The sequence below is a fragment of the Thermopetrobacter sp. TC1 genome, from assembly GCF_000746275.1.
GTDB lineage: Bacteria > Pseudomonadota > Alphaproteobacteria > Rhizobiales > Aestuariivirgaceae > Thermopetrobacter.
Genome location: NZ_KN050828.1, coordinates 264,406 through 290,493 on the forward strand (window position 1 = coordinate 264,406; position 26,088 = coordinate 290,493).

28 protein-coding genes are annotated in these 26,088 nt (G+C 61.9%); 17 read left to right on the forward strand and 11 right to left on the reverse strand.

The annotated features are described in order from the left end of the window. Positions 1 to 3 precede the first annotated feature (3 nt). The 3 genes from EK16_RS04955 to EK16_RS04965 all read left to right on the forward strand — a co-directional run bounded on the left by EK16_RS04955 (position 4) and on the right by EK16_RS04965 (position 3,067). Entirely contained in the window at positions 4 to 801 is a 798-nt protein-coding gene (locus EK16_RS04955; RefSeq protein ID WP_081910271.1) for an HdaA/DnaA family protein, read from the forward strand. Next, positions 801 to 1,718, forward strand: a complete 918-nt coding sequence (locus EK16_RS04960; RefSeq protein ID WP_038035927.1) for a 4-(cytidine 5'-diphospho)-2-C-methyl-D-erythritol kinase — start codon at positions 801 to 803, stop codon at positions 1,716 to 1,718. Before EK16_RS04955 ends, EK16_RS04960 begins: the two co-directional genes overlap by 1 nt. 218 nt (positions 1,719 to 1,936) lie before the next feature. Next, entirely contained in the window at positions 1,937 to 3,067 is a 1,131-nt protein-coding gene (locus EK16_RS04965; RefSeq protein WP_051928950.1) for a branched-chain amino acid ABC transporter substrate-binding protein, read from the forward strand. A 97-nt stretch (positions 3,068 to 3,164) separates the two neighbouring features. Here EK16_RS04965 and EK16_RS04970 read toward each other — a convergent pair whose 3' ends face one another. Together EK16_RS04970 and moaE are read right to left on the reverse strand one after the other, a co-directional pair. Further along, positions 3,165 to 3,764, reverse strand: coding sequence for a thermonuclease family protein (locus tag EK16_RS04970; protein ID WP_051928951.1), 600 nt, complete (start codon positions 3,762 to 3,764; stop codon positions 3,165 to 3,167). Beyond that, positions 3,761 to 4,270: a molybdopterin synthase catalytic subunit MoaE gene (gene moaE / locus EK16_RS04975; protein ID WP_051928952.1), complete on the reverse strand. Its 510-nt coding sequence runs from the start codon at positions 4,268 to 4,270 to the stop codon at positions 3,761 to 3,763. Before moaE ends, EK16_RS04970 begins: the two co-directional genes overlap by 4 nt. Positions 4,271 to 4,400: 130 nt before the next feature. Here moaE and EK16_RS04980 point away from each other — a divergent pair, with 130 nt between their 5' ends. The 8 genes from EK16_RS04980 (at position 4,401) to EK16_RS05015 (ending at position 12,969) form a co-directional block, all read left to right on the forward strand. After that, positions 4,401 to 5,333, forward strand: a complete 933-nt coding sequence (locus tag EK16_RS04980; RefSeq protein WP_038035103.1) for a branched-chain amino acid ABC transporter permease — start codon at positions 4,401 to 4,403, stop codon at positions 5,331 to 5,333. After that, positions 5,330 to 6,400 (forward strand): branched-chain amino acid ABC transporter permease, encoded by a 1,071-nt coding sequence (locus EK16_RS04985; RefSeq protein ID WP_081910272.1) that lies wholly within the window; start codon positions 5,330 to 5,332, stop codon positions 6,398 to 6,400. The genes EK16_RS04980 and EK16_RS04985 overlap by 4 nt, the downstream gene beginning before the upstream one ends. Then, a complete protein-coding gene (locus tag EK16_RS04990; protein ID WP_038035104.1) occupies positions 6,397 to 7,143 on the forward strand; it encodes an ABC transporter ATP-binding protein in 747 nt (248 codons plus the stop codon). The genes EK16_RS04985 and EK16_RS04990 overlap by 4 nt, the downstream gene beginning before the upstream one ends. A 339-nt stretch (positions 7,144 to 7,482) precedes the next feature. Continuing rightward, positions 7,483 to 9,096: an ABC transporter substrate-binding protein gene (locus tag EK16_RS04995; protein ID WP_038035939.1), complete on the forward strand. Its 1,614-nt coding sequence runs from the start codon at positions 7,483 to 7,485 to the stop codon at positions 9,094 to 9,096. A 73-nt stretch (positions 9,097 to 9,169) separates the two neighbouring features. Next, a complete protein-coding gene (locus EK16_RS05000) occupies positions 9,170 to 10,255 on the forward strand; it encodes an ABC transporter permease (protein ID WP_081910273.1) in 1,086 nt (361 codons plus the stop codon). Next, on the forward strand, positions 10,255 to 11,220 hold the full coding sequence (nikC, locus tag EK16_RS05005; protein ID WP_081910274.1) for a nickel transporter permease: 966 nt from the start codon (positions 10,255 to 10,257) through the stop codon (positions 11,218 to 11,220). Before EK16_RS05000 ends, nikC begins: the two co-directional genes overlap by 1 nt. Further along, positions 11,217 to 12,146 (forward strand): ABC transporter ATP-binding protein, encoded by a 930-nt coding sequence (locus EK16_RS05010; protein WP_081910275.1) that lies wholly within the window; start codon positions 11,217 to 11,219, stop codon positions 12,144 to 12,146. Before nikC ends, EK16_RS05010 begins: the two co-directional genes overlap by 4 nt. Before the next feature lies 1 nt (position 12,147). Next, the gene (locus tag EK16_RS05015; RefSeq protein ID WP_038035106.1) at positions 12,148 to 12,969 is read left to right on the forward strand and encodes an ABC transporter ATP-binding protein; all 822 of its coding nucleotides are present in this window, start codon (positions 12,148 to 12,150) and stop codon (positions 12,967 to 12,969) included. A 256-nt stretch (positions 12,970 to 13,225) separates the two neighbouring features. Here the strand turns inward: EK16_RS05015 and EK16_RS12200 are convergent, their stop codons facing one another. Continuing rightward, complete coding sequence (locus tag EK16_RS12200; protein WP_156098488.1) at positions 13,226 to 14,068, reverse strand: hypothetical protein; 843 nt, start codon at positions 14,066 to 14,068, stop codon at positions 13,226 to 13,228. 276 nt (positions 14,069 to 14,344) lie between these two features. On the opposite strand from EK16_RS12200, the gene EK16_RS05020 reads away from it, so the two are divergent. Next, entirely contained in the window at positions 14,345 to 14,746 is a 402-nt protein-coding gene (locus EK16_RS05020; protein WP_038035108.1) for a bacteriohemerythrin, read from the forward strand. A gap of 107 nt (positions 14,747 to 14,853) precedes the next feature. On the opposite strand, the gene EK16_RS05025 is transcribed toward EK16_RS05020, so the two are convergent. From EK16_RS05025 to EK16_RS05045, 5 genes are read right to left on the reverse strand one after another with little or no spacing between them, the layout of a single operon-like run. Then, complete coding sequence (locus EK16_RS05025) at positions 14,854 to 15,210, reverse strand: DUF6867 family protein (protein WP_038035110.1); 357 nt, start codon at positions 15,208 to 15,210, stop codon at positions 14,854 to 14,856. Continuing rightward, positions 15,210 to 15,947, reverse strand: a complete 738-nt coding sequence (locus EK16_RS05030) for an ABC transporter ATP-binding protein (RefSeq protein WP_038035111.1) — start codon at positions 15,945 to 15,947, stop codon at positions 15,210 to 15,212. Before EK16_RS05030 ends, EK16_RS05025 begins: the two co-directional genes overlap by 1 nt. Further along, on the reverse strand, positions 15,944 to 16,783 hold the full coding sequence (locus tag EK16_RS05035) for an ABC transporter ATP-binding protein (RefSeq protein WP_038035113.1): 840 nt from the start codon (positions 16,781 to 16,783) through the stop codon (positions 15,944 to 15,946). The genes EK16_RS05030 and EK16_RS05035 overlap by 4 nt, the downstream gene beginning before the upstream one ends. After that, positions 16,780 to 18,198: a high-affinity branched-chain amino acid ABC transporter permease LivM gene (gene livM, locus EK16_RS05040; RefSeq protein ID WP_038035116.1), complete on the reverse strand. Its 1,419-nt coding sequence runs from the start codon at positions 18,196 to 18,198 to the stop codon at positions 16,780 to 16,782. Before livM ends, EK16_RS05035 begins: the two co-directional genes overlap by 4 nt. Positions 18,199 to 18,202: 4 nt before the next feature. Beyond that, entirely contained in the window at positions 18,203 to 19,117 is a 915-nt protein-coding gene (locus tag EK16_RS05045; RefSeq protein WP_038035117.1) for an ABC transporter permease subunit, read from the reverse strand. Positions 19,118 to 19,505: 388 nt separating this feature from the next. Here EK16_RS05045 and EK16_RS05050 point away from each other — a divergent pair, with 388 nt between their 5' ends. Genes EK16_RS05050 through EK16_RS12205 form a run of 3 tightly spaced genes read left to right on the forward strand, consistent with a single transcriptional unit; the run spans position 19,506 to position 21,316 of the window. Next, entirely contained in the window at positions 19,506 to 20,096 is a 591-nt protein-coding gene (locus EK16_RS05050; RefSeq protein WP_038035118.1) for a hypothetical protein, read from the forward strand. A 42-nt stretch (positions 20,097 to 20,138) separates the two neighbouring features. Beyond that, positions 20,139 to 21,089 (forward strand): DMT family transporter, encoded by a 951-nt coding sequence (locus tag EK16_RS05055; protein ID WP_038035120.1) that lies wholly within the window; start codon positions 20,139 to 20,141, stop codon positions 21,087 to 21,089. 53 nt (positions 21,090 to 21,142) lie between these two features. Beyond that, complete coding sequence (locus EK16_RS12205; protein ID WP_156098489.1) at positions 21,143 to 21,316, forward strand: hypothetical protein; 174 nt, start codon at positions 21,143 to 21,145, stop codon at positions 21,314 to 21,316. 99 nt (positions 21,317 to 21,415) lie between these two features. Here EK16_RS12205 and EK16_RS11460 read toward each other — a convergent pair whose 3' ends face one another. Continuing rightward, positions 21,416 to 21,934, reverse strand: a complete 519-nt coding sequence (locus tag EK16_RS11460; protein ID WP_051928954.1) for a hypothetical protein — start codon at positions 21,932 to 21,934, stop codon at positions 21,416 to 21,418. Between the two features lie 351 nt (positions 21,935 to 22,285). Between EK16_RS11460 and EK16_RS05065 the strand changes: the two genes are divergently transcribed. After that, on the forward strand, positions 22,286 to 23,785 hold the full coding sequence (locus EK16_RS05065) for a TrkH family potassium uptake protein (RefSeq protein ID WP_156098490.1): 1,500 nt from the start codon (positions 22,286 to 22,288) through the stop codon (positions 23,783 to 23,785). 89 nt (positions 23,786 to 23,874) lie between these two features. Here the strand turns inward: EK16_RS05065 and EK16_RS05070 are convergent, their stop codons facing one another. After that, positions 23,875 to 24,501 carry an NAD(P)H-dependent oxidoreductase gene (locus EK16_RS05070; RefSeq protein ID WP_038035121.1) on the reverse strand — a complete coding sequence of 209 codons (627 nt, stop codon included), beginning with the start codon at positions 24,499 to 24,501 and terminating at the stop codon, positions 23,875 to 23,877. A gap of 101 nt (positions 24,502 to 24,602) precedes the next feature. Here EK16_RS05070 and amrA point away from each other — a divergent pair, with 101 nt between their 5' ends. Further along, positions 24,603 to 25,172: an AmmeMemoRadiSam system protein A gene (gene amrA, locus EK16_RS05075; protein WP_038035950.1), complete on the forward strand. Its 570-nt coding sequence runs from the start codon at positions 24,603 to 24,605 to the stop codon at positions 25,170 to 25,172. Between the two features lie 109 nt (positions 25,173 to 25,281). Here the strand turns inward: amrA and EK16_RS12405 are convergent, their stop codons facing one another. Next, positions 25,282 to 25,977, reverse strand: coding sequence for an invasion associated locus B family protein (locus tag EK16_RS12405; protein ID WP_038035123.1), 696 nt, complete (start codon positions 25,975 to 25,977; stop codon positions 25,282 to 25,284). Positions 25,978 to 26,088: the final 111 nt, after the last annotated feature.

Genomic DNA, 26,088 nt, shown 5'->3' on the forward strand with positions numbered 1-26,088 from the left:
GCGATGAACGGTACACCCCGGCCGGAACAGCTCATTTTCGATCTGCCGATTGCGGAGGGCATGTCGGCGGAGGATTTTCTGGTCACCGACAGCAACCGCGCAGCCTTCGAGATCATCATGCGCTGGCCGGAGGATGATGTTCTGGCCGGCAGCAGCCCGCTTCTCAACCTTCACGGGCCGGAAGGGAGCGGCAAGACACATCTTGCCGAAATCTGGCGCGCACGCACCGGCGCGCTGCGGGCGCAGCCTGATGATGTGTGCACCGACAATCTGCCGGCGCTGCTTTCCACCGGGCGGCTTGTGATCGAGGACATGCCGGGCGCTCATCTGGACGAGACCGCGCTGTTTCATCTCATCAACATGGCGCGCGAAAATCATGCGCGGATCATGCTCACCGCGCGCACGCCCCCTGCGGCCTGGCCCATCACCCTGCCTGACCTCGCCACGCGTCTGGCCGCAGCGCAAAGTGTTGCCATCGCGCCGCCGGATGATGCGCTGCTGCGGGCCCTGCTGGTTAAGCTGTTTACCGACCGGCAGCTGCGCGTGCCGGAAGAGGTGATCTCCTATCTGCTGGTGCGCATGGAACGCTCGGCAGCGGCGGCCCAGCGCCTGGTGACACTGATCGACAGGGAAGCCCTGAAACACAAGGCGAAGATCACGCGACCGTTTGTGGCCCGCCTCCTGAAGGCGCATTTTGCCGGGAGCCGTGAGGCAGATCATGCCGCTGAAGCAGCAGAAGAGAAACATGATCCTGCCTTCCCTTCCGCTGAGGCGGATGAACAGTCCCCTTCCTCGTCATGATGCGTCATCCGGAAAGCATTCGGGTATTTGCGCCCGCGAAGGTGAACCTCGCCCTGCATGTGACGGCACGGCGCAAGGATGGCTATCACCTGCTCGATTCCGTCGTGGCCTTCGCCGATGTCGGCGATGTGCTGCAGGCGCGAAAGGCGGACGGGTTCAGGCTTGAGCTTGCGGGGCCTGAAGCGGGCGCGCTTTCGGCGGATGCGGACAATCTGGTGCTGAAGGCGGCGCAGGCGCTCAATAACGCCTGGCCGGAGACTTTTGGCGGCTGTCATTTCCGGCTGGAAAAACATCTGCCGGTGGCATCCGGGATTGGCGGCGGCTCGGCGGATGCGGCGGCGGCCTTGCGCGCCATGATCCGGCTTTATGGGCCGCCGCCGGTGCGCGAGCCGGATGAGGCCCTATTCCAAATCGCCCTTGAGATTGGCGCGGATGTGCCTGTGTGTCTCGCCAGGCATGCCTGCCGCATGCGCGGTATTGGCGAGGATATCGCCCCCATCGCCGCCTTTCCTGAGTTGCGGGGACTGCTCGTTAATCCCCGTGTTGCGGTCTCCACCGCCGCGGTCTTTTCCCGGCTTGGTCTGGCACCGGGAGGAACGGGCTTTCCTCCGCTTGCAGAGCCTTTGCCGGAGGGCAATGCCGAAACCTGGCTGCAGTGGCTCATGAAGCAGCGCAACGATCTGCAATCTCCCGCCTGCGCCTGTGCGCCTGAGATTGCGGCCTGTCTTTCCCTGCTGAAGGAATTGCCCGATGTGCGGCTTGTGCGCATGTCCGGCTCCGGTGCGACGTGTTTTGCCCTTTTCGATGATGAAGCGGCGGCCCTGCGGGCTGTCCGGATGGTGCAGAACCGGTGCCCGCAATGGTGGGTGGCGCCGGTGCGGCTGGGAGATGCGGCCAAACGAGAACGCGGCACCTGATTGCAATCGTGATCGCTGCGTGTTGTTCCGGCAGCGAAACAAGGCCTTGAACGAAGGGGGCATTGGCCCTAGTCTATGGTGCCGGGTGCACAGGAGGGGAAATTTCTTATCCCAAGGTGCATCCATCTCACGAGACGGAAGGCCGCCCATTCCTTGCGCCGCTCGGGCGCGCGGGCGGCGAGCGACAGACATCCAGAGGGAGGTTCAAGGGAATCGCCATGAAGAAATTTCTGATGACGGCGGCCGCGGTGGTCTTCGGCATTGCCGCCAGCGTGGCGCATGCTGAGGACACGGTGAAGATCGGCACCGCCGGCCCGATGACCGGTCAGTACGCCAGCTTCGGCAAGCAGATGAAGAACGGCGCCGAGATGGCGGTGAAGGACATCAACGAAGCCGGCGGCGTGCTTGGCAAGAAGGTGGAGCTGAAGGTCTACGACGACGCCTGCGATCCCAAGCAGGCGGTGGCCGTGGCCAACAAGGCTGTGGGTGACGGCGTTGTGTTCATGGCCGGTCACTTCTGCTCCGGCTCCTCCATTCCGGCCTCGAAGGTCTATGAGGAGGAAGGCATTGTGATGATCTCGCCGGCCTCCACCAACCCGAAGCTGACCGACGAGGGCGGGCCGAACGTGTTCCGCGTCTGCGGCCGTGACGACCAGCAGGGCAAGACGGCGGCCGAGTTCATCGCCAAGGAGTTCCCGAACGCGCGGGTGGCGATCTTCCATGACAAGACCGCCTACGGCAAGGGCCTGGCCGACGAGATGCGCAAACGTTTCCACGAGCTGGGCAAGAAGGAGATCCTCTACGGTGCCTATACCGCCGGCGAGAAGGATTACTCCGCGCTGGTTTCCAAGCTGAAGAAAAACAAGATCGACCTTCTCTACCTCGGCGGCTATCACACCGAGGCCGGCCTTATCGTGCGCCAGATGCGCGATCAGGGCATGAAGACCCGCCTGATGTCGGGTGACGCGCTGGTGACGCAGGAATACTGGGCGATCACCGGTCCGGCCGGGGAAGGCACGCTGATGACCTTCTCGCCCGATCCGCGCAAGAGCCCGGCCGCGGCTGAGGTGGTGAAGAAGTTCGAGGCCGCCGGCATCAACCCGGAGGGCTATGTGCTGTATACCTACGCCGCCATTCAGGCCTGGAAGCAGGCGGCGGAGCAGGCCAAGTCCGTGGATCCGGCCAAGGTCACCGAGGCCCTGCACAAGGGCAAGTTCAAGACCGTTCTGGGCGAGCTCTCCTTCGACGAGAAGGGCGATGTGACCCTGCCCGGCTATGTCGTGTACATCTGGCACGACGGCAAATACATGTACTACGACGAATACAAGAAGCAGATGGAGAAGAAATAATCCCATCTGTCAGGGCATGAACACGAGGCCTGCCGGAAACCCTCCGGCAGGCCTTTTGTTTCGGCATCCGACATTTCAGCGATCGAGGCCAGAATTTCTAACCGGGGCAATGGCCTTTTCCGCTGCAGACCTTGCGCCATGTGGCGGGATCAAGGAAGGGGCCCTGCCACAGACCAATGCGGGCCTGACGCGCCCGGCGTTCGGCCAGCCGGTAGGAGAGCGGGGCATTCGGCCGCGCAATGGCCAGGCCCTTCTTGATGAGCGCAAGCCCGACGTCTTCGCCTTTCCTGTCGTCATCCGTCAGGATCCGGCAATAGGCGACGGTGCGGCCATAACGGTCGTGATCCATGGCGCGGCAGGAAAGGCGCCTTCCCCTGATCAGCGCACGCAAGGCGGCGCGGGCACGGCGGCCACAGGGCCAGGAGCGGTTATCAGCCCGGCGGCAGGTCTGATGCAGCTCGGGCGCATCGATGCCCTTTAAGCGAATGCGCTTGCCATTCAGGATGAGGGTATCGCCATCGATGATGCGAGCCGTTCCTTCCTCTGGCGGCAAATGGCCGACCAGCCAGATGGCGGCCGTAATCAGGAGGGCGGCGAGGGGCAGATCGAGCAGGCGCCATAAAGGGCTGCGGCGCCGGCGCCGGTACGGGTGGCCAAGATCGGCGGCTTTTCTTCTCAAGCGGCGGCGGACGTTCACGAGGCCTCTTCACGCTCCCAGCGCGCGGCCGCGGCATCGTCGGCGGCCTTGGCCTCCACCCAGCGCGGACCTTTGGGCGTTTCCTCCAGTTTCCAGAATGGCGCGCGGGTTTTCAGCCAGTCCATGAGAAACTGGCAGGCGGCGAACGCATCGGCGCGATGATCGGAGGCAACAAGGACAAGCACGATATCCTCTCCCGGCTCAAGACGGCCATGGCGATGGATCACGCGCACGGCCTTCAGCGGCCAGCGGCGGCAGGCCTCCTCGACAATGGCGGCCATGGCCTTTTCGGTCATGCCCGGATAATGCTCCAGGGTCATGGCCGAAACATGGGCATCCTCGCTGTAATCACGCACGCAGCCTGTGAACATGACCACGGCGCCGCGTCCGTCCTTGCGGCGGGAAAAGTCCGCGTATTCCGCTGCGGCGTCAAACGGCGCCTCCTGCACGCGCACCTCGGTGACGGTGCGTGCCAGGGGCCCCCGTTGCGGATCGGGAATGTCCATGCTCGTTCTCCCGAAAAAAGTCCGGTGCAAAAGGCATTGCCTTGCTGTGCATCATAGCGCAAAGGAGATCCAGACCAAAACATCGGGGGCGAATCCTCAACCCTTCCACGGGCAGGAAAGCGCGCGGATCATGAACGGGGCCCTTCTTCTCAGCCAGCTCATCAACGGCCTGCAATACGGCCTGCTGCTGTTTCTGGTGGCGGCGGGGCTGACGCTGGTGTTCGGCATTCTTGATTTCGTCAATCTCGCCCATGGCGCATTCTACATGCTGGGCGCCTTCGTTTCGGCCACGATCACGGCCGCAAGCGGCTCCTGGCCGCTGGCCCTGCTTCTCTCTCCGCTGGTGGTTGCCCTGCTGGCCTTGCCGGCGGAGCGGCTGGTGGCGCGGCCGCTTTATGGCGCGTCCCCCTTGGCGCAGGTGCTGGCCACCTTCGGGCTTTTGCTGGTGATCGAGGCGCTGGCGATGCTCGTCTGGGGCACGGAAGGGCGCGGCGTGCCGCTTCCCGCCTGGCTGCGCGGCCATGTGACGGTTTTCGGCGCCATTCTGCCCACCTATCGCATTCTCATCGTGGCAATCGGGCTTCTTGTGGCGGCGGCGGCCTTTTTGCTGATTCACCGCACGCGCTTTGGCATGCAGGTGCGGGCAACGGCCAGCAACCGGGCCATGGCGGAAGCACTGGGCATCGACACCGTGGCGCTGGAAGCGCGCATCTTCGCCTTCGGCGCCGGGCTAGCCGCGCTGGCAGGGGTGCTGGTGGCGCCGCTGTCGGAAGCGAGCCTGGCCATGGCCTTCGAGGTCATCATCATCGCCTTTGTCGTCATCATCATCGGCGGGCTTGGCTCCTTAATGGGCGCGTTCATCGCCGCGCTGCTGGTGGGCATGATCGACACCATGGGGCGCGCCTTCCTTGATGATCTCCTCAGGGCGGTGCTTTCCGCAGAAGCGGCGGAGACGGCAGCGCCGGCCATTTCCTCCATGAGCATTTATCTGTTTATGGCGCTGGTGCTGGCGATCAGGCCGGCGGGCCTGTTTCCGCCACGGACACGGGGGAGGCGGCCATGAACGATCCGAAACGAAACGGAGCGGCACAGATCCAACAGCCTCCCCGCGCGCGGCCGTTGATTCGGCGTGGGGCGCGCCTGCTTCTTTACGCCGAGATTGTGCTGCTTGCCGCTCTTCTCATGGCGCCGTGGCTGAGCGCGTGGCTCAACCTTCCCTTCTGGCTGGATCTGGCCACGCGCATGAGCATCCTGGCCATGGCCGCGGCCTCCCTGAACATGATCATGGGGCTTGCGGGGCTTGTCTCCTTTGGTTATGCCGCCTTTCTTGGCATTGGTGGTTATGCCGTGGCCATTCCCGTCTGGCACGCGGTTTACGGCGGGGCGGACTGGCTGGCCGGCGAATCCGGCCTGTTTCACTTCGCGCTGGCCGCCGGGCTGGGCGCGGGCTGGGCACTGCTGACCGGTTTCGTTGCCTTGCGCACGCGCGGGGTGCATTTTCTCATGATCACGCTCGCCTTCGGGCAGATGATCTTCTACCTGCTCTCGGGCCTTGAAGCCTATGGCGGCGATGACGGGCTGACGCTGGATCTGCGCTCGCAGATTGCCGGCCTCAATCTGGATGATGCCGCCATCATGCACTGGCTGGCCGTGGCGGGCCTGCTGCTCGCCCTTTTGCTGCATGCAGGACTGAAGCGCACCTTCTTCGGCCTGGTCTTGCGCGGAACGAAGGCGGATGATCAGAAGATGCGCGCGCTGGGCTATCCGGTGTTTGCCGTGCAGCTTTCGCTTTATGTGCTTGCCGGGGCATTGGCGGCGCTTTCCGGCGGTCTGGCGGCCAATCATGCCGCCTTTGTCTCGCCGTCCATGGCGGAATGGACGCGCTCGGGCGATCTGCTGTTCATGGTCATTCTCGGCGGCAGCGGGCGGGTGACCGGGCCGCTCACCGGTGCGGCGGTGTTCGTGATCCTGGAGGAAGTGCTCTCTTCCTTCACGCGCTACTGGCACCTGCCCTTCGGGCTGTTGCTGATCGCGGTGGCCCTGCATCAGGCGGGTGCGTTCACGGCGTTTTCGGCGCAGGTCCGGGCTCGTGGAAAGCAGGGCGCGATGCGGGCGGAGGCGGACCAATGAGCGCAACGATCCTTGAGGTGCGCGGGCTGAGCAAGGCCTTCGGCGGGCTGCAGGTGAGCCGTGACATTCATCTTGATGTGCGCGCCGGGGAGATCCATGCCCTCATCGGCCCCAACGGCGCGGGCAAGACCACGCTCATCGATCAGATCGCCGGAGAGACACGGCCGGATGCGGGCGAGATCCTGCTGGACGGCCGGGCGGTGACCGGCATGTCCACGGCGCGGCGTGTGCGGCTGGGGCTTGTGCGCTCCTATCAGGTGGTGCGGCTGTTCGATGACTTAAGCGTCATGGACAACCTCATGCTGGCGGCGGCGGGGCGCGCCGGCTTTATTTCCTGTCTGCCCCGGCCGACCTTCTCCTGCCGGGCCTATCGCGAGCGGGCGGACGCTGCGCTTGCCAAACATGATCTGACGGAAGTGGCCGCTCTTTCGGCCGCGGCTCTTTCGCACGGGCAGAGGCGGCTTCTGGAGCTGGCGATGGTGTCGCTAATGGCACCACGGGTGCTGTTGCTGGACGAACCTCTGGCCGGCCTCGGCCCGGAACAGCGGCAGGCCATGCGCGGGCGCATCGCCGCTCTGCGGGAGCAAACGGCCATTCTGCTTGTGGAACACGACATGGATGCCGTCTTCGCCCTGGCCGATCGCATCTCGGTGCTGGTCAATGGCGCCATCATCGCCAGCGGGGATCCGCAATCCATTCGCACCAATGTGGAAGTGCAAAAAGCCTATCTAGGCCATGGATGAGCCTGTTCTGCCTCTGGCAAGGTCTGGCCGTTTGATGATGAAAGGATATCCACGCCGGATACGTGCCGGGCGCCGGTTCTGTCGCGCATGGCGTGATGAGATCTTTCCTCTCGCCAAAAGGGCGTGTTTCCAAGCGGCGCGGGCTGGCGCATAATGGCGGCATTGGCGTGACCATTCATCTGGTGAAGTGATCGGTTTTTCTGATTTCATCAGGTCACGCGTTGATAACCGGCGCCCGCCCGGGACGGGAGAGAGGCATATGTGGCGCCGGCATATGCGGCTTTCGCCTTTCATGTGGGCGAAGGCCTCAAGCAAACGGAGGAAAGAGGGAGGATAAACATGCTTCATGCACTGACCCGACGCGCCCTTCTGACGGCGACCGCGGCGGGGCTTCTCACCCTGGCCGGCAGCTATGGGCCTGCGCTGGCCAAGACGCCCAAGGACGTTCTCGTCGTGGCCGACAAGATCGACGATCTCATCTCGCTCGATCCCGCGGAGATGTTCGAGTTCTCGGCCTATGATTATGCCCAGAACGTCTATGACCGCCTCATCACCTTTGATCCCAAGAACTTCGGCCCCTTAAAGCCCGGAGTGGCCGAAAGCTGGTCGCTGGCCGACGATGGCGTGACCTACACCTTCAAGATCCGCAAGGGCCTGAAGTTTCACAGCGGCAATCCTCTCACCGCCCATGATGTGGTCTATTCCCTGCGCCGGGCGGTGAAACTGAAGAAGACGCCGTCGTTCATCCTCACGCAGTTTGGCTTCACGCCGGAGAATGTGGATGAGAAGATCAAGGCGCTGGATGACTACACGGTGCAAATCGTCACCAACAAGCCCTATGCGCCCTCGTTCGTCTACAACTGCCTGACGGCGCCGATTGCCGGCATCGTCGATTCCAAGCTGCTGAAAGAGCATGAAAAGGATGGCGATTTTGGCAACGGCTGGCTGAAGACCCATTCCGCCGGCTCCGGCGCCTACAAGCTGCGGGTATGGAAGCCCAACGAGATCTATGTGCTTGACCGGGCCGGGGACTACTGGCGCGGCAAGGTGGCGATGAAGGCCGTCTTCGTGCGCCATATCGAGGAAAGCTCCTCGCAGCGGCTGCTGCTGGAGAAGGGCGATGTCGACGTGGCCCGCAAGCTCACCCCCGATGATATCGCCGCGGTGATGAAAAACCCGGACCTGAAGGTGGAGAACGACCTGAAGGGCCGGATCATGTATTTCGCCCTCAACCAGAAGCATCCAATCCTCTCCAAGCCCAAGGTGCGGGAGGCCTTCCGCTATCTGGCCGATTACGAGGGCATGACCAAGTCCTTCCTGCGTGGGCAGTATGTGGTGCATCAGGCCTTCCTGCCGCTGACCTATCTCGGCGAGCTGAAGGAGAAGCCTTATACGCTTAATATCGAAAAGGCGCGGGCCCTGCTGAAGGAGGCCGGGCATGGCGATGGTTTTTCGGTGAAGATCTATGTGCGCAATGCGCAGGACCGGCTGGAGATTGCGCAATCGCTGCAGAACACCTTTGCCAAGGTGGGGATCAAGGCCGAGCTCGTCGTGGGCACCGGCAAGCAGATCCTTACCGAGTACCGCGCCCGCAAGCATGAGATCTATCTCGGCGCCTGGGGGCCGGACTATCCTGATCCGCACACCAACGCCGATTCCTTCGCTCACAATCCGGACAACCGCGACGAGGCCAAGCTGACCGGCAAGCTGGCTTGGCGCAATTCGTGGTTCAATCCGGAGGTCAACAAGATGACCGAGGCGGCCGTTCTGGAGAAGGATACGGCCAAGCGTGCGGAGATGTATCGCGAGCTGCAGCGCAAGGTGCAGCGCGAAGGGCCGTATGTGATCATGTTCCAGCAGATCATTCAGTCGGCCATGCGCAAGAACGTGAACGGCTTCATCACCGGCGGCGCCATCTCGCAGGTGCACTACTGGACGGTGACGAAGGACTGAGCGTTTGCTTCCTGAACGGGTCGGGAGGCTTGATGCCTCCCGGCTCCTTTTTCTCCGGTTCAAGAGAAGGCCCATGTCGGATTTCAGAAGCGACAGCGTCGGCATGCGATCCGGCGGCGCCGGGGAGGATCCCCTGCTCCGGCGCCTGTATGATCGCCTGCGCCCCTTCCTGCGGCTGTTCGTCTCGCTGATCGTCACCTTTCTCGGCCTTCTCGCCATCACCTTCTTCATCGGCCGCGTCATTCCCATCGATCCGGTGCTGGCCGTGGTCGGCGAACGCGCCCCGCCGGAGGTCTACGAGGCGACGCGCAAGGCCATGGGGCTGGACAAGCCCCTGATCGTGCAGTTCGCCATGTATGTCTGGCAGGTGCTGCATGGTGACCTTGGCGTGTCGCTGCTTACATCGCGGCCGGTGATCGAGGACATCCAGAGGGTGGTGCCCGCCACCTTCGAGCTTGCGACACTCGCCACCATCATCGGCGTGGTGCTGGGCGTGCCGATGGGTGTTCTTGCCGCGGTGCACGCCGGGCGCTGGCCCGATCATCTCGTGCGGGTGATCGGCCTGATCGGCTATTCCGTCCCGGTGTTCTGGCTGGGGCTGATGGGGTTGCTGCTGTTTTACGGCAAGCTCGGCTGGGTGGGCGGCCCGGGGCGGCTGGACATCTATTATGACGGCATGGTGCCGACGGTGACCGGCATGATCCTGATCGATGCCCTGCTGGCCGGAGACATGGACATTTTCTGGAATGCGGTCTCTCACATCGTCCTGCCTGCCTCCATCCTTGGCTACTATTCCCTCGCCTACATCGCACGCATGACACGCTCCTTCATGCTGGAGCAGCTGGGGCAGGAATACATCACCACCGCCCGCGTGAAGGGCCTGTCCGAGTTTCGGGTGATCTGGGTGCATGCGCTGGGCAACGTGATGGTGCCGCTGATCACGGTGATTGCGCTCTCCTATGCCTCGCTGCTGGAGGGCTCGGTGCTGACCGAGACCGTCTTTGCCTGGCCGGGGCTTGGTTTTTACATCACCAACGCGCTCGTCTCGGCGGACATGGCGGCGGTGCTGGGCGGCACTATTGTGGTGGGCACGGTCTTTGTGGGGCTCAACCTGCTGTCGGATTTCCTCTATCGCATCGTGGACCCGAGGGCACGCTGATGACGAAGAAAGGCAATGACCGATCCGTTCCGCCCGTTCCGGAGGAAGCGCCTTCCGGCGCGGGGGGCCTGCGCGCCTGGCTGGAGAGCGATGCGCCGACTTCGGCCTTTCAGGCCCGCTGTGTGCGCGCCTGGCTGACCTGGCTGAAATTCTCTTCCAATCCCCTGGCGGTGACGGGGCTGCTCATCATCGTTGCCCTTGTGCTCGTGGCCGTGTTCGCACCGCTTTTGATGACGCACGATCCGCTGGCGCAGAACCTTTCCGACCGTCTGCTGCCGCCGGGAGAGAAGGGGCATCTGCTGGGCACGGACGGGCTTGGGCGCGACATCTATTCCCGCGTGATCGCCGGATCGCGCATCACGCTTTACATCGTGGGGCTGGTGACCATCACCGCGCCGCTGTTCGGCCTGCTTGTTGGCACGGTCTCGGGCTATTTCGGCGGCTGGGTTGATATCGTTCTGATGCGGATTACCGACATCATCCTCGCCTTTCCCAAGCTCATTCTCGCGCTGGCCTTCGTGGCGGCGCTGGGGCCGGGCATCGGCAACGCCATTCTCGCCATCGCCATCACCAGCTGGCCGCCTTACGCCCGCATCGCCCGCGCGGAGACCCTCACGGTGCGCAATGCCGATTACATCATGGCCTCGCGCCTGCAGGGCGCGTCCGATGCGCGCATCGTGCTTGCCCACATCGTGCCCATGTGCGTCTCCTCGGTGATCGTGCGCGTGACCCTGGACATGGCCGGCATCATCCTGACCGCGGCGGGCCTGGGCTTTCTCGGCCTGGGCGCGCAACCGCCCACGCCGGAGTGGGGGGCAATGATCGCCGAGGGCCGCAAGTTCCTGCTTGATCAGTGGTGGGTGGCGACCATGCCGGGCATTGCCATTTTCCTCGTTTCCCTGGGCTTCAACCTGCTGGGAGACGGCCTGCGTGATGCGCTCGATCCAAGGAGTGGCCAGGCATGACGACGGACAGGCAGGAAACTCCTGCTGCCCTTGCGGAACACACGCAGGAGGACAAAGGCGCGGGCACTGCCACGGATGCGCAGGCGCCACGGCCGCTTCTGGAGATTGAGGATCTGCGCGTGGATTTTCATGGCCGCCGCGGGATTACGCATGCGGTGCGCGGGCTGTCGCTGTCGATGGGACGAGAGAAGATCGGCATCGTTGGCGAATCCGGTTCCGGCAAGTCGGTGACCGGTCGGTCCATCCTGCGCCTGATCCGGCCGCCGGGAGTGGTGCGGGCCAGACGCATGGTCTTTGACGGCATCGATCTTCTCTCGGCGGATGAACGGACCATGCGGGCGATCCGCGGCGATCGCATCGCCATGATCATGCAGGACCCCAAGTTTTCGCTCAATCCGGTGATGCGGGTGGGCGATCAGATCGCCGAGGCCTTCCGCGTGCACCGCCGGGTTTCCCGCCGCGAAGCGAAGGAACGCGCCCTTGAAATGCTGAAAGCGGTGCGCATTCGCGATCCGGAGCGGGTCTATCACGCCTGGCCGCACGAGCTGTCCGGCGGCATGGGGCAGCGGGTGATGATCGCGATGATGCTGATCCCGGAGCCGGATCTGCTGATTGCCGATGAGCCCACATCGGCGCTGGATGTGACCGTGGCCATGCAGGTTCTGGCGATCATGGACGATCTGGTCAGCAGCCGGGGCATGGGCCTGATGTTCATCAGTCATGACCTCGATCTGGTGGCCAGCTTCTGTGACCGGGTGATCATCATGTATGCGGGGCGGGTGATGGAAGTGATCGAGGCAAAGCGGCTGCATGAGGCGCAACATCCTTATACACGCGGGCTTCTGGCCTCGCTGCCGCGCATTGATGAACCGCGGGAATGGCTGCAGACGCTGAAGCGTGATCCTGCCTGGCTTGAGGAGGCCTGAAATGACTGCGGCGGACACTCCCGCAATTGCCGTTAAAGACCTCTCCGTTGTTTTCGGGCAGGGGCGCGAGGCCTTTCAGGCGGTAAGGGGCGTCTCCTTTCAGGTGCGGGAAGGAGAGACCTACGGGCTGGTTGGCGAATCCGGCTCCGGCAAGTCCACGGTTTTACGCGCCATTACGGGGCTGGCGCCCGTGACCGGCGGCCGGATGGAGATTTTCGGACAGCCTTTGGGCCATGACCGCGACGCAGCCTTTTGCCGCACGGTGCAGATGGTGTTTCAGGACCCCTATGCCAGCCTGCACCCGCGCCGCACCATCGATGCCACGTTATCCGAGCCGCTGATCATCCATGGCATCGGCGACAGGCAGGAGCGGGCCGAGCGCGTGCTGAAAGCGCTGGCCGATGTCGGCCTGGGGCCCGAGTTTCGCTTCCGCTATCCCCATCAGCTCTCGGGTGGGCAGCGCCAACGCGTGGCCATCGCCCGCGCCCTGATGCTGGAGCCGAAGATCGTGCTGCTCGATGAGCCGACCTCGGCGCTGGATGTTTCCATTCAGGCGGAAGTGCTCAACCTGCTCAAGCGGCTGAAGGACGAGCACGGGCTGACCTATGTGCTCGTTTCCCACAACCTCGCCGTCATTGCCCACATGTGCGAGCGACTGGCGGTGATGCAGCATGGTCGCTTCGTGGAGGAAATGACCGTGGAGCAGCTGCGGGCAGGCACGCCGCGGGAGGAATACACCCGCAACCTGCTGGACGCCGCCCGCGGCTATGACCGAGAAAAGGCGGCCCGCTTCGCCGCCATGGAAGCGCTGGAAGAGGAGTGAATGTTCAACTCCATGCCGGGAAATCGGGCCGCCTTTTCATACTACACGACACAACGTTGCCATCTTTCTCGTCACCCCGGCGAAAGCCGGGGTCTCGGGCCGCAAACTCATGCGTTTGTGGCCTTAGATACCGGCTTTCGCCGGTATGACGATACAAGTGTCGTGTAGCGGGCCGCCTTTTTACGATCTCTTCCATCGTCACTTGGACGAGGACGTTTTCTTAGAGATTTTTCACCTTCCAGATGTTTCGCCCCGATCAGATTCTCCGCTTGCCAAAAACCGGTGCAGAACCGGGCTGAGAGAGGTTGTTATTTCCGGGCATTTCCTCTGTTAATCCCGCATGGGTTTTCACCGGTGCTGCAGCAGAGGAGGCGGGTTGTTTCTCGGCAAATTGCTGGTGTTTGCCAATGCCGTCAGAGGCAAATGGCACATGCGATTGAGGGGTTTCTGGGCGCGCGAGAGTTTCAGCAGCAAAATCCTGAGAAACAGGTGTGGCCGGCCAGCCTGTCGGTTGTGCAGACTGATCCATCAGTGAACCACCCTGCTCTTCTTCCCGTACCCTTGCATTTTCAAGAGCAAGGGCCTTAAAACGCGCTTGCAAATTTTTGTCGAAAGTCGAGCCATGTGGACTTGTAGTTTGTTCTTCATTCAGCGCAAGCATGGTGTCTGAAGAAGGTGCCGGTTGCCCGGTTTTATGCTGCCGTAGCAAGACTTTCCCGACAAGGACGAGAGAGCCTATCCACAAGGCATAGATTGCCATGTTAATAAATGGCGTGCTTTTTGGTGGCGAAGGCTTTTTCTCAAGATATCCGGCAAGAACAAGAAATTCTAAAGCGCCATCCTTGAGTTCAACATAACTGGTGGCGCTGCCTATATAGCCAACCCATTTATCTTTCCCAATAAAATTGTGCAAATAACCAATATCAACATAAACTCCTTCTTTATATTTAAATGGTGGTTCATCAGGAAGATCAACCACCTTCTCTACATATCCAGTCGGCACAGAGACTGGGATGAATCCTTTCTTGGCATGAGCCACCTCAATATTGAGAAACATCAATACAGTGGAAATCAAGACAGCAAACACTTTAATGCGCATGTGCTTTCTCCCTCGCCTTAAGGGTTGAATGACTGATTTGATTGTTAAAATAACCATCCAGACTTAATGCTATCTAAAATTGAATATGGCTTTGCCGCGTCATTTTGAGATCAAGGTTTATGAGCGGATGCTTCGCCATCACCCGTGCGAAAAAGTGCCTTTCCGCCCTGTGGTGATGCGTTATTGATGAAAGTCAAAGCGGCATGCGCCATCCGGAGCTTTCAACGGGGCAACATTCAGCTGTTGCAAATGCACAAACCGGGGGGAAACAGTCTCATGCCGCATTTCGAACTGCCACAGGTCGCCGTTCCTTCCATGAACGCCGTGCATGCAGAAGAGCTTGAGGTGCTCGCTGCGCTGGAAAAGGCGCTTGAAGACGGCGAAAACGATGCCATCGCCGAGGCGGCACGGGCCTTTCTCGATCACGTGGAAGAGCATTTCTCACGTGAGGAGCGGCTGATGGAACAATATGGCTTTCCGCCCTATCCCATTCATCGCCACGAGCATGAGCTGATGCGGGCGCGGGTGAAGGACCTGTGCGAGAACTGCGCAAGCGACGACGGGCGGCAGGCGCTTTTGCGCTTCGTGCGTGAGGAATTCCCCGCCTGGCTGACGCAGCATGTCTCGACAATGGATACGGTCACCGCGCAGTTTCTGGCCATGCAGGGGGTGGAGTGAGAGCCAGGTGTGACGGCGGGCGTGTGCCGCCCCGTGCCCGGCCCGGGTCAATGAAGAGTGTAAAGACCCCCCCCCCTCAATCCCATGGCATGGTCTGATCGCCAGGGTCAGGCCTCACTGTTCTTGCGTTCCTTCCAGAAGAGGGGACCTGCGGGTTCGTAGAGCCAGTAATACTGCCGGACCATCTGGCGCACGCGCGTGATGCGAAAGCCGAGAAGAGCGGCAAGCTCCAGCACCACGGCATCGGCGATATACGATTTCAGCGAAAGCAGCGGCTCCTGAAACAGCGCGTAGTGCAGAAAGCGCACGGCGGCGGCGAGCAGGAGCATGTAAATGACAAGCTGCCAGACGGGGCGCCATTTCAGCGCCAGGGCCCGGCCGGCCAGCCAGGCGGCGCCGCCGCCGATGATGACGGTGAGGCCAATGAAAACGCCGAGAGAGCTTTCCGTGAACGGCAGCACCATCACGCACCTCCCTCCAGATAGGCCGCGCGCACTTCCTCCCGCGCCAGAAGCTCCTCGCCGGTGCCGGACATGGTGATGTGCCCGTTCACCAGCACATAGCCGCGATGCGCCAGTTTCAAGGCGTGATAGGCGTTCTGCTCCACGAGGAAGACGGTGAGCTTGCGCGTTTCGTTGAGTTCGCGGATCACATCAAAGATCTGGCGCACGATCAGCGGTGCCAGGCCCAGAGAGGGCTCGTCCAGCAGCAGAAAACGCGGCCGGCTCATCAGGGCGCGGGCGATGGCCAGCATCTGCTGCTCGCCGCCGGAGAGCGTGCCGCCGCGCTGATGCTGGCGCTTTTCCAGCACGGGAAACAGCTCGAAAACGCGGGCGAGATCCTCCTCGAAATGTTCGGGATCGGCGAGCATCGCCCCCATCTGCAGGTTTTCCAGAACGGTCATGCGCGGAAAGATGCGCCGCCCTTCCGGCGACTGCGCCAGGCCAAGACGGGCGATCTCATGGGTGGGCATGTCCGTAATGTCGCGGCCGTCGAAATAGATGCGGCCCTCGCGGGCACGGGGGCGGCCGAAAATGGTCATCATCAGGGTGGACTTGCCAGCCCCGTTGGCGCCGATCATGGTGACGATCTCGCCCTCGTGCACCTCCATGTTCACCTTGTGCAGCGCCTGAATCTTGCCATAGAAGGCGGACACTCCCCGCACTTCCAGAAGCGGGCGCTTATCGGCGGCTGCGCTCATGATGCCAGCTCCTCCGCCTCGTCTTCCTCCACACCCAGATAGGCCGCGATCACGGCCGGATCGTTGCGCACGTGCTCGGGCGTGCCGTCGGAGATCTTCTTGCCGTAATCCAGCACGACGATGTGGTCGGAGATGTTCATCACCACGCTCATGTCATGCTCGATGAGCAGGATGGAGAGATCGTGCTTCTCGCGGATGGTGCCGAGAAGTTTGGTGAGCTCATCGGATTCCCTGGGGTTGAGGCCGGCGGCCGGCTCGTCCAGACACAGCAGCACCGGATCGGCACACATGGCGCGGGCGATCTCCAGCTTGCGCTGCTCGCCATAGGGCAGATCGCCTGCCGGATAGTCGGCGCGATGCTCCAGCCCCACCATGTTCAGCCAGTAGCGCGCCTTCTCGATGGCCTCCTTTTCACGCGGCTTGTACATCCAGGGCAGCAGCACAGCGCCGAAGCTGAAGCCGGACGCGCGCATGAGCACATTGTGCTGCGCCACCAGAAGGTTTTCGAGCGCCGTCATGCCGGAGAAAAGGCGGATGTTCTGAAAGGTACGCGCCACCCTGGCCTCGCGGGCGATGCGGAAATCGTCCATGCGCTCAAGCAGGTATTCCCCGCCGTCACGATGGCGCAGGGTGAGGCGGCCGGTGGTGGGCTTGTAAAAGCCGGTGATGCAGTTGAAGACCGTGGTCTTGCCGGCACCGTTGGGGCCGATGATGGCGGTGATGTCGTTGCGATAGGCCTCAAAGGAGAGATCATCCACGGCAATGAGGCCGCCGAAGCGCATGGTCATGTGCTCGACGATGAGGACCGGATCGGTCTTGCGGGCTTGTTCGCTCATCCCTCGCCCTCCTTGACCAGATCACCGGAAATGGCCTTGCGCTCCTTGCCCAGGAAGACGGTGGGCATGCGCGTTCCGACGAAGCCGCGCGGCTTCCAGACCATGATCACCACCATGAGCAGGCCAAAGATCAGCATGCGGTATTCGTTGGGATCAAAGTCCTCGATGCCGAAGTTGTTCTCGACAAAGGCCTTGACGAAGTCGAGATTGCGCAAGGCCTCAAAGCCGCCGATCATGACCACCGCCGCCAGCGCCACGCCGAGCTGACTGCCCATGCCGCCCAGCACCACGATGGCGAGGATGATGGCGGATTCGATGAAGGTGAAGGATTCCGGCGAGATGAAGCCCTGACGCGTGGCGAAGAAGGAGCCGCCAAGCCCGCCGAAGAAGGCGCCGATGGCGAAAGCGGTGAGCTTGGTGTTGGTGGTGTTGATGCCAAGGGCGCGGCAGGCGATTTCATCCTCGCGCATGGCCTCCCAGGCGCGGCCCACCGGCAGGCGCCGCAGGCGCATGGTGACGAAATTGGTGATCATCGCCAGCACGAGGATGATGTAATAGAGGAAAATGATGCGGTGCATCGAGGAATACTCGAGCCCGAACATCTGATGGAACGTGCTCTCGCCGAAACGCTTGAACTCGGCAAGGCCGAAGAAGGTGGGGCGCGGAATGCCGGAAATGCCATCCGGGCCGTTGGTCACATCCACCCAGTTGAGCAAGACCACGCGGATGATCTCACCGAAGGCCAGCGTGACAATGGCCAGATAGTCACCACGCAGGCGCAACACGGGAAAGCCGAGGATCATGCCCCAGATGGCGGCAAGAATGCCGGCGACAGGCAGCGCTTCCCAGAAACCCCAACCGAAATGCAGGGCCAGCAATGCATAGGAATAGGCGCCCACCGCATAGAAGGCGACGTAGCCGAGATCGAGCAGGCCGGCCAGTCCCACCACGACGTTCAGCCCCCAGCCAAGCAGGACGTATGTGAGCACGAGAATGCCGATATCCACCACCTGGCGATCGGCGAAGGGCAGGAACGGCAGGACGAAGGCGAAGGCGATGAAGCCGGGCGCGATATACGGCCGGACCGGGGCCAGGACCTTGCCCAACGCCGATGATGTGCCCTCCAGGGCCTTGCGGGCGCCGGCGCCTTCCCGCCACCAGAAGAGCCGCAGAAGCAGGCGGCCGATGAACACCGTGACCACGGCGATGATCAGAAGCTGGGGGCGGTATTCGATGTCCAGCCCCTTTGCGGTGTCCACGGTTTTCACCCCCAGCATGACGGAGGTGAGGACAAAGGCAAGGAGGGATGCGAAAAAGGCATCCTTCAGCGCTGCGACAAGGCGGTTTTCGCCCCCTTGCGCCTGCGGATCGCCGGCGGCGGGACGCGGGGCGGAGGTTGCGGCTGCCTCGCTCATGGCCTTACACCTTCTCCACTTCCGGTTTGCCCAGCAGGCCCGAAGGCAGGAAGATCAGAACGATGGCCAGCATGGAGAACGCCGCCACGTCCTTGTATTCAATGGTGAAATAGGCCGACCAGAATGTCTCGATCAGGCCGATGATGAGACCGCCCAGCATGGCGCCGGGCAGGGAGCCGATGCCGCCGAGCACCGCAGCGGTGAAGGCCTTAATGCCGGCGATGAAGCCGATGTAGAAATCGATCACGCCATAGTAGAGAAGGAACATCAGGCCCGCCACCGCCGCAAGCGCGGCGCCGATGACGAAAGTCAACGAAATGGTGCGGTCGACATTCACGCCGCAAAGCGCGGCCATCACCCGGTCCTGCTCGCAGGCGCGCTGGGCGCGGCCAAGGGGTGTCTTGGCAATCAGCCAGGAGAATACGGCCATGAGGACGATGGTGACCACGATGATGAGCAGCTGGATGTTGGAAATCTGAACGACAAAGCCGTCCTTTTCCATGATGGTGTAACCGCCCGTGATCACCGGCTGCAGCGGCTTCACCCGCGCGCCCTGGGCATGCATCACGTAGTTCTGCAGGAAGATGGACATGCCAATGGCCGTGATCAGGGGGGCGAGACGGAAGGATTCCCGCAAGGGACGATAGGCCAGGCGCTCCACCGTCCAGCCATAGGCGGCGGTGATGAACATGGACACGATCAGGACGATGAACAGCGCCAGGGGGATGAAGGTGAGCCCGATGCTCATCAGCACGAGGAAGGTGATGAGCGCGATGAAGGCGCCGATCATGAAGATGTCGCCATGGGCGAAGTTGATCATGCCGATGATGCCATAGACCATGGTATAGCCTATGGCGATCAGGCCGTAGATGGAGCCGAGCGTCAGCCCGTTGATGAGCTGCTGCAGGAAATACTCCACGGCTGCCTCCCCTGATGTTTGCGTGCCCTGTAGAGGTCTGTTCAGACGGTCGTGCGGTCGGAAAAGATCCGGCTCTTGACGGCCGGTTGTCAGGCTGGCTTGGGCTGCCGGCAATAGATCGCCGCCGGCAAACCTGCGCAGCCTTTTAGCCCCGCCGCTTGCCGGTGACAATACCATTCCTGCGCCGCAACCGACAGAAAAAACAGCAGATACGCCTCGCCGCCTCCTTCACGGGGAAAATTCCTTTTTACGGATCGGCATTGTCCGGCGCTGCGATCGATGAAACTTGAAGCGCGTAACCATAACGGCAGGGAGGCGCTGCGCTGGCACAAGGGGCGTGCTAATCAGGTTGCAGGATGTGTGTTTGTAATGACTTGGTCGGGACATCATGACCCTTCATGTGACCAGGGATGAGATCCATGCCGATCTCACATGGCTGATCGGCGCCATCGCCCGGGCGGTGCATGGCTGCTGTCGCGACAATCCCGGTGTGTTGTTCATGCTGCATGCCCTGGCGGAAGCCGATCTTTCCACCGGCGCGCTGAAACCGCTGCCACAGAAATCGGCTAGGGCCTGCTCCCATCTGCCGCTGGCTCTGGCGCGGCTGCTGGCGGAGCAGGAAGAGGTGGCACAGGCGCTGGCCGGCGCCTGGGAGCATCTGCGCTGGCGGGATCTGGCATCGCATGTCGCGGAGGCCCCGGTGGTGGGAAGTGATGGGCCTTTCGTTTCTGCGCGCGTTTCTCTCTCCGTGCTGGTTCTGGGCGAAGGGGCCAGGTATCCCTGGCCTGTCGAACAGAACCGCAGCCGGCTGCATGTGGCCCTCCTCGGGCGCATGAATTGGACGGTGGAGAACGGCATGCGGCTTTTGATGCAGGCGCCGATGAGTCTGTTCGTCGAGGCCGGATGCGCAGCCACATCTCGGGTTGAACAGGGCCCCGCCCTTCTCGTCAGCCTCTCCACAACGGCTCCCGCCGGTTAAACGGCGCGATCCTCTCTTATTTCAAAGCAGGGCTTGTCTTGCATGGCGCTTGCGGGTCATGACACGGGCATGAAACCCGCATCCAATCCGCTGGCCGGGCCGGCGCTGATGGTTCTGACCATGGCGCTCTATGTGGCCAATGATTCCCTGGTGAAATGGCTGGGCGCGCACATGCCGCTCGGCGCGATCATTTCCTTGCGGGGGCTGTTCATCATCGCCATCCTTCTCGGCCTGATCATGGTAATGCCAGGGCACGGGCCGCACAGTCTCGTCTGGACCTTTCGCCGGCCGGTGCTTGTGCGCTCGCTGTGGGATACGGCGGTCACCTTTCTCTATCTCTTCGCCCTGCTGCACATGCCCATTGCCAACGTGCTTGCCATCATGAACCTCTCGCCTCTGGTCATTCTGCTGCTGGCGGCGTGGCGGCTGGGCGAGCGCCTGTCTGGCGTGGACATCCTGGCCGTCGTCATTGGCATGACCGGCGGGCTGCTGGTTGTGCATCCCGGCACGCAAGGTTTCGACTTGTGGGCGCTATCGGCTTTCGCCGCCATGATCGGCGTTGCGGGACGCGATGTTGTCACCCGCACCATTCCCGAGGGGGCGCCGTCCCTCGTGATCGCCCTGTCAAACGTCCTTCTCATCCAGCTGGGCGGTTTCGCCCTCTGGGCCATGCAGGCGGGAGACCTTGCCCAAAACACTCAGTCCGCCGCGCTTTTCACGATGCAGACGTGGATCATGCTGTTTGCTGCGGCGGTGTTTCTCTCCGCGGCATATGTGCTTATCGTCATAGCCGTTCGTTTGGCGCCGCTTGCGCGCACCGCACCCTGGCGATACACCATCGTGCTGTGGGGCGTGCTGGCGGGATGGCTGGTTTTCGGCGAATGGCCGGATGCTCTCGCCATGACGGGTATCGTGCTCATTGTCATCGGCGCCTGGCTGGCCGGCCGGCATGTTTTTCACGCTCACCGCCCCCAGCGTGGCCATACGCGATAGCCCTGGCCTTCAGGGCACCTCAGGACCATGTGCCGCGACAAGGGAAGCGGGCCATGACGGACAAACCGAAAGAACCGCGCAAGGATCGCACTGAGGCGGACCGCGAAAGCCAGCAGGAAGAGACGGATCTGCTCGATCTCGTTCTGCGCACGGCCGGCTGGCTGGCCTTGGCCACCGGCATTGGCATGCTGGCCTTTTTCCTGCACTGGTGGCGCGCGCAAGGATAAAGGCCATTGAGCGTTATTGCGCCTTTGGTTTTTCCGGCGCCGTATCGCTTTTCCCCAAGCCCGCAAACTTGCGGGGCGCTGCCGTGGAGGTGATGTGCCTTATGCCTGAGCGGCGGCGGCCTCCTCGACGGTGCGGCGGAAATCGTCAATGGAGCCGACCCAGAACCAGGCCATGTGACCGTCCGGCGTCTCCACGCCCACGGTGCGATGGCGCAGGCCGACGCGGAAGGAAAAGACCCTGGGGGAATCGAGGATCTGCTTGAACCGCAGCTTGGGGTGATTGGGATTCTTCTTCCAAAGCTGATAGTTCTCTTCCGCCAGTTCGCGGATGTCGCCGGGAAGCTCGTCAAAGCGCTGCCAGTAGGACTGTTCTCTCAAAACATTGTCCACAGGCACCGAAAGCTGACTGTAGCCCAGCCGGCGGGCAATGACCTTGTAATCCCGCAGGGCCTTCTCGGCCTGGGCCTTCAGCCAGCGGCGCGCCTCAGGCGTCTTGACCAGACGGTCCCATTCCAGCTTGCTTTCCACCCGCTGGATGATTTCCCACGAAAGCCGCTCGCGATCCTCGTCAGGAAGAGACTTGAGGGCGGCCACGGCCCGTTCGAAAATCTCGCCCATGGTTTGCGCATCCTCTCTGGTTTTTCACCCGGGCATCTGGCAGGATCTGCCCGACTCTTTTTCATATCAGCGACACCATACGGCATTTCCATGCAGCGGCAAACGGCGCCTTGCCCCCTTTTTGGGATCATCCGGAAAGAAGGCGGTTTCTCCCCCCTTGAAACCGGCGGTGTGATGCCCGACCTTCCGCCCAGCTCTTCCATTCCGCTCAGCTCCTGATATGGCAAGAGAGGGGCCATGCCAACCAGCACAGTCCGCGGCATTCATTTGTCTTGGGCGGACGTTGCGGACGCCGCAGGATTGTGACAAGCAGAAACCACTAAAGCGCGCACAGGAGATGTGACGCTGAACATGAACACACCCTTGGCCAGAACTTCCAGAGACCGGCGCCGCTCGGCATTGCCGGTGGATCCCTATCGGATCCTTTTCGTGATCGGCGCGCTGCTGCTGCTGCTGTCGCTGTTCATGATACCGCCGATGCTCGTTGACGTCCTTGCCCAAAATCCGGACTGGCATGTCTTTGCCGTCTCGGCCCTGATAACGGGGTTTGCCGGCCTGATGCTGGCGCTGATTTCGCGGGATGCCTTCTCCGATCGCGTTCTGGTGCGGGAGGGTTTTCTTCTCACGGTCACAAGCTGGCTTGCCGTCTCGCTGGCCGCGGCCCTGCCTTATCTGCTCTATAATGAGGGCAAGGGCTTTGCCGATGCCTGGTTTGAGGCTGTCTCCGGCCTGACGACAACAGGATCCACCGTCTTCACCGGGCTGGATAGCATGCCGCCCGGCATTCTGCTGTGGCGCTCGCTGACCCAGTGGATCGGCGGCATCGGCATCGTGGTCATGGCCCTGATCATGCTGCCGTTCTTGCGTATCGGCGGCATGCAATTGTTTCAGACGGAAAGTTCGGACCGTTCTGATAAGCTGTTGCCAAGGGCGCAACAGTTCATCGCCGGGCTGACGGCTGCCTATCTGGTTCTGACCATTACCTGCGCGCTTGCCTACAAGATGGCGGGCATGCGCCTGTTTGATGCGCTCAATCACGCCCTGACCACCATCTCCACCGGCGGCTTTTCCACCCATGATGCCTCCATGGGCTTCTTCACACAACCGGCCATTCATTGGGTGGCGACGTTTTACATGCTCGCCTCCTCCGTGCCGCTGGTGCTTTACTTACGCTTCTTTCAGGAGCGGCGCCTTTCGGTCTTTGCCGATGCACAGGTGCTGGGCTTTTTCAGGATTGTCGTATTTTTCATCCTGCTGCTGGTGGGCTGGCGCGTGCTGATCCGGCAGGATCCGTTGCTCGTCGCCCTGCGGGAGACGGCGTTCAATGTGTCGGCCATCATTTCCACCACCGGCTATGCCCTTGGCGATTTCACGCAGTGGGGCACGCTTTCGGTCATGGCCTTTTTCGCCATCATGTTCCTGGGGGGCTGCACGGGATCCACTGCCGGCGGGATGAAGATCTTTCGCCTGCAGATCATGCGCATGGCCATGGCGGCCCATCTGAAACGGCTGGTGAGCCCCCATCGTGTGGTCACCATCAACTATCAGGGACGCTCGGTGACGCAGGAAATCGTGGCCTCGGTCTTCGCCTTCGTCTCGGCGATGTTCGCCACCGTGCTCGTTTTTGCCGTGCTGGTTTCGGCAACGGGTGTGGAATTCGTCACGGCGCTGTCCGCGGCGGTCACGGCCGTGACCAATGTCGGCCCCGGGCTGGGCGATATCATCGGCCCCTCGGGCAACTTCGCCACCCTGCCCGATCTCAGCAAGATCTTCCTGGCTATTGCCATGCTTCTGGGGCGGCTGGAGTTTTTCACCCTGTTGGTGGTGCTCACACCGGCCTTCTGGAAATGATCCTTGTTGCAAACGCAGAAAGAAAAAGGCGGCCAGTTGATGCCGCCTTTCTTGTGTGAATTTTGGGGTTGTTTCCTGCCCCTATTCGATTATTCGATGAATTCCACCACCTTCTCGAAGGGATGGCGGAAACGCGGAGACTGTTCGCCCTTGCGATAGCCCAGCGCGACCATGACCGCCGTTTGCAGATCGTCCCTGGGCAGGCCGAGGGTGCGGTCAACGGCATCCTTCTCGAAGCCTTCAATGGGGCAGGAATCCACCCCGGCGGCGGCCGCGGCGGTCATGATGTTGGCAAGCGCGATGTAGCACTGCTTGGAAGACCAGGCATAGAGGCTCATGCGGGGCAGAACCTCCTCCTGCTGATACTTTTTCATGCGCTCCAGCGAAGCGCGGATTTTTTCCTCAGATACCCCCTTGCGCTCATAACAGGCGCGCACGTATGGGCTGTCGGCATCCACCGTTTCCGACCGCGCCAGGATGACCACGAGATGTGAGCAGTCGGTGATCTGGGGCTGGTTCCAGCAGTGGGGACGCAGCCGCTCACGCAGATTTTGATCGGAAATGACGAGAAACTTCCAGGGCTCCAGCCCGAAGGAGGAAGGGGAAAGCCGGGCACATTCCATGATCTCGCGCAGGACATCCTGCGGTATGCGCTTTTCCGGATCGAAGTTCTTGCAGGCGAAGCGGAATTGCAGCGCTTCCAGCACGCAGTTCATGACGAATTCCCTCCTTTTTGTGCGTCCTCCATCCCCGTGGGTGGTGCCCTTCAATGACAAGGCGGCTTGCAAAGCGCCTCGGGCAATACCACATTTCGGGCATGAGCGGGAAAGACTGGAAATCGTTATTGCCGAAAATTGCGCGCATGGCCATTGCCGATGCCTTTGGCGCGGGGCTCCTGACGCAGGAGAAGATCGCGGCGCTCCTTGCCGAATATCCTGAACTGGCCGAAAAGCGCGCAACATTCGTCACACTGCACAAACATGGCCGCTTGCGCGGCTGCATCGGCTCGATCCTGCCGGTGCGTCCGCTGATCGAGGACGTGATTCACAATGCGCGGGCGGCCGCTTTTGAGGATTCGCGCTTTCCGCCCTTGCAGCCGGAAGAGCTTGACGAGATCGATATCGAAATCTCGCTGCTGACGGTGCCGCAGCCGCTGTCTTATGAGGATGAAGCCGATCTGCGGCGCAAGATCCGCCCGGGCGTGGATGGCGTCATCATTCGGCTAGATGGCCGGCAGGCGACTTTTCTGCCCTCCGTGTGGGAACAGCTGCCGGATTTCGATCGTTTCTTCGCCCATCTGTGCTTGAAGGCCGGCCTGCCTGCCGACTGCCTGCGCCTGCATCCGGATGTGCACGTCTATCAGGCGGAAAAAATCACCGAAGCCTGATGCGCGTTGGCGCAGGGGAAATCGTGCAATCGGCGTGATCATGAAAACACGAACGCCCGTCCGCAGGGACGGGCGTGAAATTCTGCGTGTCTTTTTTAAGTTCACGAGATCACTTGCTCACCTCGTCCAGCTTTTTCATGGCGGCGGAAAAGCCCTTGAGGTCGAACACGAGAGGCAGCCCCCGGCCCGGGGCGGCATAATAGATGAACTTGGCCTTCTTGCCCTTCTTCAAGCGATCGATGGTTTCCTTGCGGGTTTCCGCCATGGAATCACAGAAAATGGGATTGCAGGACAGGAACGGCGCGCGGGAGACCGGCTTGCCATCGATTTCCAGGCCGATGCCGGTCGGCAGGTACACGCCCAGGGGCGCGCGCATGTCGATCATGTAAACGGAACGCACCTTGCCGTCCGGTCCCTTGCCCTTGACCTTGAAGATGAAAATGGAAAGCGTGACATTCTTGAGCTTGGGATCACGCTGAGTGGCCTGAACATAGCAGACTTTTTTGCCCGCCTTGGCACCCCCCTTGGCCGGCGCGGGGGGCTGCTCGCACTTCACCCGCCAGATTCCGTATTCGGCGATGACTTCCGCCAGCGGCTTTCTGGGGGCTGCAGGCACGCCGCTGGCGGCGCGCGGCGGCTTCACGCGCGGGCCAAAGGGCGTGACAGGAAGAGGCGCCTGCATTGTTTCCGCCTGTTGAGGCTTGGCCTTTTGCGCCATGACCGGATGGGCAATGCTGCCGATGACAAACGCGAAACCCGCGATTGCCGGAAGAACTCGATGCACGAAACGGCCGGGGGTGTTCATGACGACTTGGTGCTCCCTCGATTGATCGACTTTGCAGCTAAGCTGTTTCATGGTGCGGAAGGGTCGGTTTCGAGACTTAGCCGTATTCACCGCTTCCGTCCAGAAGGCGTT